7 protein-coding genes, 1 tRNA gene and 1 pseudogene are annotated in these 9,510 nt (G+C 55.5%); 4 read left to right on the top strand and 5 right to left on the bottom strand.

Annotated elements, in window-relative coordinates:
* Positions 1-126: 126 nt before the first annotated feature.
* The 5 genes from Q2B33_RS21535 to pcp form a co-directional block, all read right to left on the bottom strand.
* Positions 127-795 (bottom strand): response regulator transcription factor, encoded by a 669-nt coding sequence (locus Q2B33_RS21535; protein ID WP_300567624.1) that lies wholly within the window; start codon positions 793-795, stop codon positions 127-129.
* 40 nt (positions 796-835) lie between these two features.
* Positions 836-1,363, bottom strand: coding sequence for a hypothetical protein (locus Q2B33_RS21530; RefSeq protein WP_300567621.1), 528 nt, complete (start codon positions 1,361-1,363; stop codon positions 836-838).
* Positions 1,364-1,468: 105 nt separating this feature from the next.
* Entirely contained in the window at positions 1,469-2,188 is a 720-nt protein-coding gene (locus tag Q2B33_RS21525; RefSeq protein WP_300815602.1) for a DUF3990 domain-containing protein, read from the bottom strand.
* Between the two features lie 119 nt (positions 2,189-2,307).
* Positions 2,308-2,381 (bottom strand) — tRNA-Arg (locus Q2B33_RS21520).
* 117 nt (positions 2,382-2,498) lie between these two features.
* On the bottom strand, positions 2,499-3,140 hold the full coding sequence (gene pcp, locus Q2B33_RS21515; RefSeq protein WP_300567615.1) for a pyroglutamyl-peptidase I: 642 nt from the start codon (positions 3,138-3,140) through the stop codon (positions 2,499-2,501).
* Between the two features lie 307 nt (positions 3,141-3,447).
* Here pcp and Q2B33_RS21510 point away from each other — a divergent pair, with 307 nt between their 5' ends.
* From Q2B33_RS21510 to Q2B33_RS21495, 4 genes and pseudogenes are all read left to right on the top strand, one after another.
* Positions 3,448-5,523: an alpha-amylase family glycosyl hydrolase gene (locus tag Q2B33_RS21510; protein WP_300567627.1), complete on the top strand. Its 2,076-nt coding sequence runs from the start codon at positions 3,448-3,450 to the stop codon at positions 5,521-5,523.
* A 383-nt stretch (positions 5,524-5,906) separates the two neighbouring features.
* Positions 5,907-6,728: an ABC transporter ATP-binding protein gene (locus Q2B33_RS21505; protein ID WP_300769741.1), complete on the top strand. Its 822-nt coding sequence runs from the start codon at positions 5,907-5,909 to the stop codon at positions 6,726-6,728.
* A 63-nt stretch (positions 6,729-6,791) separates the two neighbouring features.
* Complete coding sequence (locus Q2B33_RS21500) at positions 6,792-7,709, top strand: SufD family Fe-S cluster assembly protein (RefSeq protein ID WP_300773849.1); 918 nt, start codon at positions 6,792-6,794, stop codon at positions 7,707-7,709.
* A 124-nt stretch (positions 7,710-7,833) separates the two neighbouring features.
* Positions 7,834-9,510: pseudogene (locus Q2B33_RS21495) on the top strand (hypothetical protein); the annotation flags it as partial.

Genomic DNA, 9,510 nt, shown 5'->3' with positions numbered 1-9,510 from the left:
GCGTTATTCTACCAGTTATGTAGAAGGAATTATGTAGCGGGAACTACGGATAATGAGGAAGCCTCCGCTCATCACCGATACCACTACAGCGATGCAGATGGCAATTATTTTTCCTCTCAAACGCATTTATCTGACCTCTAATTTGTAGCCGACCCGATGCACGGTTACGATTTTCTCACTCCAGTTCAATTTTTTGCGCAATATCGCGATGTGGTTATCGACTGTACGCGTCTCGCCGAAATACCAATCCCCCCATACCTCCTGGAGCAGCTGCTCCCTTGAGAATACCATGTTGGGGTGCCTTACGAGCATAAGCAGAAGAGAATATTCCATGGGCTTCAATTCTACCGGATTTCCGTCCAGCAAGACCATATGCTCCTTTTCATGAATCGCGACATTGTCCATCCGGTAGACATTTTGGCTGCACTCATTGCGCTTCAGCACTTTTTCCACCCGCACCAACAGCTCAAGCACTTCAAAAGGTTTCGTAAGGTAATCCTCGGCCCCAATCCTCAATCCCTTTACTTTGCTCTGAATGTCGGTTTTTGCCGAGAGATAGATCACCGGAATGCCCTTTGTGCTCATGTGTTCATATAATGCAAAGCCGTCTATCTCCGGAAGCATGATGTCAAGTATGGCCAAATCATAGGAGCTCCCATGGATCATCTGCACCGCCTGTTTTCCGTCCTCAGCCGCATCGCAATGATATCCCGCGACGGAAAGGTTCATACATAATAAATCAGATATTGATTTATCGTCTTCGACTATTAAGATCCGATATGTTTTTTCATTCATTATTCCATCGCTTCCTTGCATGATATGGCTCGACTGCGGGTCAGACAGAATCTGCAGGGTCTGATTGGAGAGGGCCGATCAGGTACGCTATCTTTTGATAATATGTTTCCTTACTCATTTCATGGCCTAGCTTGTAATCAATTAGCATTTCCTTCAAGGGCAGTTTTTCAATGATTGTTCTGCTGCGCTCTTTACTCATAAAATGAATATATGCATACATCCAGCCTGCCCAATATAACTGCATATGCTTATATTCAGGCTGTCTGCCTTTTAATCGGAACATCTCTATATCATAGTTGTTATCTACCTGTATGAAGTCCCTGACTGTATCATATGCCGCCTGCGACAGCAGCGTCGGGTGTCCCACTTCCATCAGCGCCCGGCAGTCCGATTTCATGAACGCTTCTATGAACTTTTCCTTATCCAAGACAATCTTGTCATCTTCCAGGATTTCTTTACAGTATATATCGCAATATTCAAAGAAATATCCCATATTTTCCATATCCTTGCTTAGCCAAAATTCATCGTAGCAGGTGAAATCTTCCAAGCCATCCAATACCGCTCTCATGCCCACTCCTATATATACTGCACACCGGTTAAATTTGCAGTACAACCCGACTGTAGACCGCCAGCCAACTACTTTCCCGGGGACACCACTGTAAATCCTGGCGGTCTACAGTATAAAATCATAGATTGTCTGTCTTCCCGCTCTGCTTCCCTGATTGGTGCGCAATGACCTATAGGTATCACGCGCGCTTTTATCTCTTTTTACAAAGTACCCTCTGTACTTCTCCGGCACTTCCTCTACCGCTGTTTTCTTTAAGCTTTGAAATGCCTTCTCACTTTTCAGAAAGACCTGTATTCCTAATTCCCCTGTCCGCAATGCCTTTTCCAGTGTGTCTTTGTAAATCGTGCCGGATACAAATGCTTCAGCATATGCAAAATAACTGTCATTTGCCCTGTATCCTATGATGATATCGTAGCCGCTTGTGTCTAATTTGTATCTATCGAGAAGTATCCTTATATTGTCTTGTACCACTTCCTTGTCCTGGATATTCAGCTTTCTATTGTATACTAGCTCTGCAATCCAGTGTATACTGTCCAGTTCTGTCAGATTCAGTATCTTTAAGCTTTCTGCATTCAGTTCAAAGGTGTGTACATAGCCCTTTTTGCCGGAGGTATAAGTCCCCCATGCCCATTCTTTGGCCAATTCCATGCTTGGCGTGGCATAAAATCCTTTTCCGTAATCGTTGTCCGGATTGCCCGACCCAAATTTAGGTGTCAGATTCTCAGTCTTGTTTCCATGATATACGGTCATGATCTGATTGCTTAACAATTTTTTCACTGACTGTATCTCAGAATGCTCTATTGCATTCGGCCTGTCCTTATACATGATTTCTGACAATCTTATTTCCTCCCGCCAAAAGGTGCCCATTACCCAGGGCTTCCCCGCCGCCTCAACCAAAATATGCGTATACGCATCCATAAAGCATGCGCATACGCATATCACAGCGTGCGTTAGAGGATTCGAACCCCCGACCTTTTGGTCCGTAGCCAAACGCTCTATCCAGCTGAGCTAAACGCACACAATGTCACAGACATTATCATCACCTGCAACACTGACTATCATACCCTTTTTGTCCCAATAAGTCAAGTATTATTTTGGAAATTTTTCATTATTTTCTACTATTTGTTTTCCCGTTCTATTTATTCCGTTTTTCCGCTATCTCTTCGGCCATCGCTTCCACAACCGCCCCAATCGCCCTCTCCAGCGCCCTGGCGATGGTCCCCAGCTCCATCCCCGGCGTGCCGGAGGGCTTGTCCACCGTCTGCTCCGTGGCGTAGGGCACATGGATGAATCCCCCCTTCATGGCGGGACGCTCCCGGGCGATCAGGTGCAGCAAGGAATACAGGATATCGTTGCAGACGAATGTCCCCGCGCTGTAGGAGAGGAAGGCGGGAATCCCTGCCTCCCGAATGGCCGCCACCATCCGCTTCACAGGGACGCTGGAGAAATAAGCCGCAGGGCCGTCCTCCCGCACCGCCTCGTCCACGGGCTGCCTGCCCCCATTGTCCGGGATCCTGGCGTCCCGCAGATTGATCGCCACCCGCTCCACCAGGATTCCCGAGCGGCCGCCCGCCTGCCCCACGCACAGCACCGCGTCAGGCAGCTCCCGGCGCACCGCCTCCTCCAGGACTTCCCCGGCCCGTCCGTATACCGTGGGCAGCTCCACCTTCACGATCTCCGCCCCGGCCACCCGATCCGGCAGCCTGCGCACCGCCTCCAGGGCCGGGTTCATGGATTCCCCTCCAAAAGGTTCAAAACCTGTCATCATGATCTTCATAACAACCTCCACTTGGTCACATCTTTTGTCATATGATTGGTCACATTATACTATGTGCACAGCATCGCACATAGTAGTTATGCCATTCGGCGTTTCCTGCCAGGAATATGGACACATTATACTATATTTCCCCCAAAATTTCTATTTGCATTTTCCACTATCTTTCGATATACTGTTTCCATGCCGCTTTTTTCGGGGTTCCGGGCTGCCCGGTTCCAATCAGATGTTCCAATCAGATAAAGGAGACAAAACTTTGAATCTATTTACCCATAAATATGACCCTGCCCTGTATACGTCCCTGACGCCCATGGACGAAATCGAGGGCTTTCCCATCCGTCCCGGCCTCTTTGACGTGCACGGGGCCATGGCGCTCTCCGTGGGCGTGAACTTCACCGTCCACACCCATTACGGGACCTCCTGTACCCTGCTCCTCTTCCACCGGGACGCTTCCACCCCTTATGCGAGGCTGCCCTTTCCGGAGGCCTATAAGATAGGGGATGTGTATTCCATGATCGTCTTCGGGCTGGACATTGAGGATTTCGAGTATGCCTACCAGATAGACGGGCCCTATGAGCCGGAGAACGGGCTTCTGTTCAATCCCCATTCCGTGCTCCTGGATCCTTATGCCCGCTTCGTCACCGGCAAGCGGATCTGGGGCAACCGCAAGAGCGGCTGTTACCACGCCCGTGTCATCAAGGACGGCTTCGACTGGGGCGATGCGCCGCAGTCCACCCGCACCATGAGCGACCTGGTCATCTATGAGCTCCATGTGCGCGGCTTCACCTACCATCCCTCCTCCGGCGTCTCCTATCCGGGCACCTTCGCGGGCCTGATGGAGAAGATTCCCTATCTGAAGGAGCTGGGGATCAACGCGGTGGAGCTGATGCCCATCTTCGAATTCGACGAGGCCATCAACGCCAGGGAGGTGGACGGCAAGAAGCTCCTGGACTACTGGGGCTATAATACGGTGGGCTTCTTTGCCCCCAACACCAACTATATCTCCGATGAGGAAGCCAACAAGGACAATGAGCTGAAGGTGCTGATCAAGGCCCTCCACGACAACGGCATAGAAGTGATCCTGGACGTGGTGTTCAACCACACTGCCGAGGGCAACGAGAAGGGGCCCACCTTCTGCTTCAAGGGCTTCGACAACAAGGTGTACTATATGCTCACGCCGGGCGGCAATTACTATAATTTCAGCGGCTGCGGCAATACCCTGAACTGCAACAACCCCATCGTCCGCCAGTTGATCTTGGAATGCCTGCGCTACTGGACGGTGAGCTACCGCATCGACGGCTTCCGCTTCGACCTGGCCAGCATCCTGGGGCGGCATGAGGACGGCTCTCCCCTGAACAACCCGCCTCTGCTGGAGCTTCTGGCCACCGACCCTATCCTGCGGAACGTGAAGCTGATCGCGGAGGCCTGGGACGCAGGCGGGCTCTACCAGGTGGGGAAGTTCCCCGCCAGCAAGCGCTGGGCGGAGTGGAACGGACGCTACCGGGATTCCCTGCGGGCTTATCTGAAGGGAGATTACTGGCACTCCTGGGAGGCCTCCTGGAGCATCTCCGGCTCCGGCGACCTCTACGGCGGCTTCTATTCCGACAACAACAACAATTACGCGGGCTACAATTCCTGCGTGAACTTCCTCACCTGCCATGACGGATTCACGCTGTACGACCTGTATTCCTACAACGAGAAGCACAATGAGGGCAACGGCTGGAGCAATACCGACGGCTCCAATGACAACCGGAGCTGGAACTGCGGCATAGAGGGCGATACCGACGATCCGGACGTCCTGCGCCTGCGCTTCCGCATGATCCGCAATGCCTGCGCCGTGCTGATGTGCAGCCGGGGCACGCCCATGTTCCTGGCCGGGGACGAATTCGGCAATACCCAGTACGGCAACAACAACGCCTACTGCCAGGACAATGAGATCTCCTGGCTGGACTGGGGCCTGCTGGACAGGAACCGGGAGCTGTTCGAATTCTTCAAGTTCATGATCGCCTACAGGCACAAGCACCCTGTAATCCGGAAGATGCTTCCCGATGCGGTCTGCGGCATGGAGCCTCTCCTGACCCACAATGTCAACGCGGAGGAGGTGTTCATCCCGGGCGATGCCAGGACGCTGGCCGTGAGCTTCGCAGGCTACGATAAAGCGACGGGGGCGGACGACCTGGTATATGTGGCAGTGAACCCTCACTGGGAGGACGTGCGGATCACATTGCCCGCCCTGACCCCCAGCCAGGCCTGGTATCTGAGCGTGAACACCTATGGGGACGAACGGAACCGCTACTGCTACCCGGAAGGGCAGGAGGTACGGATTGAGCATGAGTTCATCATGCGGCCCCGCTCGGTGGCAGTGTTCACCGGAAGAGACATATAAGAGCTTTCCCCCGGAGCCCGATTCCTCCGGGGTTTTCCATGGAAAAATAAAATTTCCATAACCAGTATTGATTTTCGGATTTCTGTGCTATACTGTAAGGCAGAGCCTTTGTATACACAGGCTGTCTGCGGGCGGCAGGACATCCTCAGGTAAGGCCACGAAAGCGCACGAGAGGAACTTTCATGAGTGCACTTTCGAATGAAAGTTTCTCTCATATGGTGTGCGCTAAAGGGACTTTACCCCTTTGGTGCTGTCGCGCAGCGACTCATACTGCTTAACGATTTCACTTGCCGTGAAACCAGACTGCATAACGCTGACAGGTTCAATCGCATGATTACATTAGGCAGCATTCAGCGTCATGCAGTATAAACAGGAGGACATATATGCTTGAATTACGCAATCTCAGCTTCCAGGTATCGGATGATGCCAGTGAACACATAGAAATGGAAGAAGGACATTCCAGGGAAGAAGAGCATTCCAGGGAAATCATCCGGGATATCAGCCTGACTTTTGAAGACCATGCCTTCATCGCCATCACAGGCCCCAACGGCGGCGGCAAGTCCACGCTGGCCAAGCTGATCATGGGCATCGAACAGCCCACCTCAGGCCAGATCATATACAACGGTACGGACATCACCCGGATGGACATCACGCAGCGTGCAAAGCTGGGCATCAGCTTCGCTTTCCAGCAGCCGGTGCGCTTCAAGGGCATCAAGGTGCGGGACCTGATCCAACTGGCCGCAAGGCATTCCATGGAAGAAGAGCATTCCATGGAAGAAGAGCATTCCAGGGTGAAATTCCCCGACATCTGCGACTATCTGTCCAAGGTGGGCCTGTGCGCCAGGGATTATGTGAACCGGGACATCGATGCCAGCCTCTCCGGCGGCGAGCTCAAGCGCATCGAGATCGCCACCATCATCGCCCGCAACACGCCCCTGTCGGTATTCGACGAGCCGGAGGCGGGCATAGACCTCTGGAGCTTCAACAACCTGATACAGGTCTTCGAGGAGATGCACCGGGAGAGCGATAATTCCCTGATCATCATCTCCCACCAGGAGCGCATCCTGAACATTGCAGACGAAATCGTAGTGCTGGCGGAAGGCACCGTACAGGCAAGAGGACGGCGTGGCGACATCCTGCCGGAGCTTTTAAAGGGTACGGAAGGGTGCAAGTTCTACCAGAGACAATCTGCCGCCGGGCAGTGACGCATATGAAATCCAATCATCCCGGCCCGCATCAGGGGCCATGAAAAGAAACGAGGACATTCTATGGATCAGATACAGAAAAACTTGTTGGAACAGGTGGCCGGGCTCCACGAGATGCCCGCCGGAGCCTACAACATCCGGGCCAACGGCGCAAGCGTAGAGCGCTCCACCACCGCCCATATCGACATTGTCACTAAGGAAGACAGGCAGGGCATCGACATCATCATCAAGCCCGGCACGAAGAAGGAGAGCGTCCACATTCCTGTAGTCTTAAGCCAGAGCGGATTGACGGAGATGGTCTACAACGACTTCTACGTGGGGGACGACTGCGACGTGACCATCGTGGCCGGATGCGGCATCCACAACAGCGGCGACAGCGACAGCCGCCATGACGGGCTCCACAGCTTTTACATAGGAAAGAACTCCCATGTAAAATACGTGGAGAAGCACTATGGCAGCGGCGACGGCACAGGCGGACGCATCATGAATCCCGAGACCAAGGTGGAGGTGGGCGAGAACAGCTTCATGGAGATGGAGACTGTCCAGATCAAGGGCGTGGACTCCACGAAACGCCTCACCAGCGCCAGGCTGGCGGACGGGGCGCGGATCGTGGTGACGGAGAAGCTCATGACTCACGGCAGCCAGTTCGCCGAGACCTCCTTCCAGGTAGACTTAGACGGGGCGGACTCCAGCGCCAACATCATCTCCCGCTCCGTGGCCAGGGACGATTCCCGCCAGGTCTTCTACTCCAAGATCAACGGCAACAACCGCTGCAAGGGCCACTCCGAATGCGACGGCATCATCATGGACAGGGCCCACATCAGCGCCGTGCCGGAGATCACCGCGGACCATCTGGACGCAGAGCTGATCCATGAGGCCGCCATCGGCAAGATTGCAGGGGACCAGATCACGAAGCTGATGACCCTGGGGCTCACGGAGGCCGAGGCCGAAGCCCAGATCGTGAACGGATTCCTGAAATAACGCGCGGGGCCCCGCATCCGGTTCCTCTTTTGATTCCGGCACCAGCAAAATAGCATAAACGGAAAGCCTCCGGGAAATGATAGTAGCAGCGAAACTTCTATATTAGATTCCCGGAGGATTTTTTATGCAGAATATGACATCTAACACGACAACCCATACCCCGTCCCGCCCCTTCCAGACCATGGACGGCTGTCAGGCCGCGGCCCATGTGGCCTACGCCTACAGCGAGGCGGCGGCCATCTACCCCATCACGCCCTCCTCCCCCATGGCGGAGCTTGTGGACGAGTGGGCAGGGCAGGGACGGAAGAACATATACGGACAGGCCATGGTCATCTCCCAGATGCAGTCCGAGGCCGGTGCGGCGTCCGCCGTCCACGGGGCGCTGCTGGCCGGTTCCCTGGCCACCACCTTCACCGCCTCCCAGGGGCTTCTGCTCATGCTGCCCAATCTCTACCGCATGGCGGGGGAGCTGCTGCCGGGCGTGATCCATGTGGCCGCCAGGACCATCGCCACCCATGCCCTGTCCATCTTCGGCGACCATTCGGACGTCTATGCCTGCCGCCAGACCGGCGTGGCCATTTTCTCGGAGAGCAGCGTCCAGGAGGTCATGGACCTGTCCCCTGTGGCCCATCTGGCAGCCCTGGAGGGGCGGATTCCCTTCCTGAACTTCTTCGACGGCTTCCGCACCTCCCATGAGCTGCACAAGATACAGGTCTGGGACTACTGCGACTTAAAAGACATGCTGCTGGATGGCGAAAACGCTTCCGGCGCGGAGGAGAACTTGCCCCTTCCGGAGTCCCTGACCCGGTTCCGGGCCCGCTCCCTGCACCCGTCACACGGAAAAGTGTATGGTTCCGCACAGAATCCCGATATCTTCTTCCAGGTCAGGGAGGCCTCCAATCCCTTCTATCAGGCCCTGCCCGGAATCGTGGAGCGGCAACTGGAGAAGATCAATAAAAGGCTGGGCACGGACTACGGCCTGTTCGACTACTATGGCGCTCCTGAGGCGGAGCATGTCATCATCGCCATGGGCAGCATCTGCGAGACCATAAAGGAATATATCGACAGCGTGCCGGAGGAAAGGTACGGCCTGATCAACGTCCATCTCTACCGCCCCTTCAGCAGCCGCCATCTGGCGGAGAAGCTGCCGAAGGGCCTGCGCCGGATCACGGTGCTGGACCGCACCAGGGAGCCGGGCTCCGCCGGGGAGCCTCTGTATCTGGACGTGGTGGCGGCGCTGGTGCAGCAGGGGATTCCGGTGTCAGGCGCGGCGGATTGCGATGCGGCAGGGGATTCCGGCTTGGCAGCAGGCTCCAGCTCAGCAGCGGGTTCCGGCTCGACAGCGGGCTCTGGCTCGGCAATAGGCTACGGCTCAACAGCGGGTTCCGGCTCGGCAATGGGCTCCGGCTCGACAGCGGGCTACGGCTCGGCAGCGGGCTACGGCTCGGCAGCGGGTTCCGGCTCGGCAGCTCCCGGCAACACAACGGCTTCCGGCCTGGGGGCAGAGGCCTCCGGCGGTGCTGCGGCCAGCGCGGGCAGAGCCAGGCATGACGCGGGCCGGGGAGCCCACGGGCTGGTTCAGATCTTCTCCGGCCGCTACGGCCTAAGCTCCAAGGACACCACCCCGGCCCAGATTGCGGCAGTCTTCAAAAACCGCACAAAGCCCTTTTTCACCGTGGGCATCACGGACGATGTGACCCACCTGTCCCTGGATGTTGCCCCCATCCACGACACCGCGGGTCAGGACATCGTCTCCTGCAAGTTCTGGGGCCTGGGCGGGGACGGCACGGTCAGCGCCACC

The sequence above is a fragment of the uncultured Acetatifactor sp. genome (assembly GCF_948601915.1).
Lineage (GTDB): Bacteria > Bacillota > Clostridia > Lachnospirales > Lachnospiraceae > Acetatifactor.
This window is presented reverse-complemented; position numbering and strand designations above follow the sequence as displayed.

Excerpts from the sequence above, each read along its gene's own strand:
- Q2B33_RS21535 (WP_300567624.1), bottom strand. The coding sequence starts at position 795 with ATGAATGAAAAAACATATCGGATCTTAATAGTCGAAGACGATAAATCA.
- Q2B33_RS21530 (WP_300567621.1), bottom strand. The coding sequence starts at position 1,363 with ATGAGAGCGGTATTGGATGGCTTGGAAGATTTCACCTGCTACGATGAA.
- Q2B33_RS21525 (WP_300815602.1), bottom strand. The coding sequence starts at position 2,188 with ATGTATAAGGACAGGCCGAATGCAATAGAGCATTCTGAGATACAGTCA.
- pcp (WP_300567615.1), bottom strand. The coding sequence starts at position 3,140 with ATGAAGATCATGATGACAGGTTTTGAACCTTTTGGAGGGGAATCCATG.
- Q2B33_RS21510 (WP_300567627.1), top strand. The coding sequence starts at position 3,448 with ATGGACGAAATCGAGGGCTTTCCCATCCGTCCCGGCCTCTTTGACGTG.
- Q2B33_RS21505 (WP_300769741.1), top strand. The coding sequence starts at position 5,907 with ATGCTTGAATTACGCAATCTCAGCTTCCAGGTATCGGATGATGCCAGT.
- Q2B33_RS21500 (WP_300773849.1), top strand. The coding sequence starts at position 6,792 with ATGGATCAGATACAGAAAAACTTGTTGGAACAGGTGGCCGGGCTCCAC.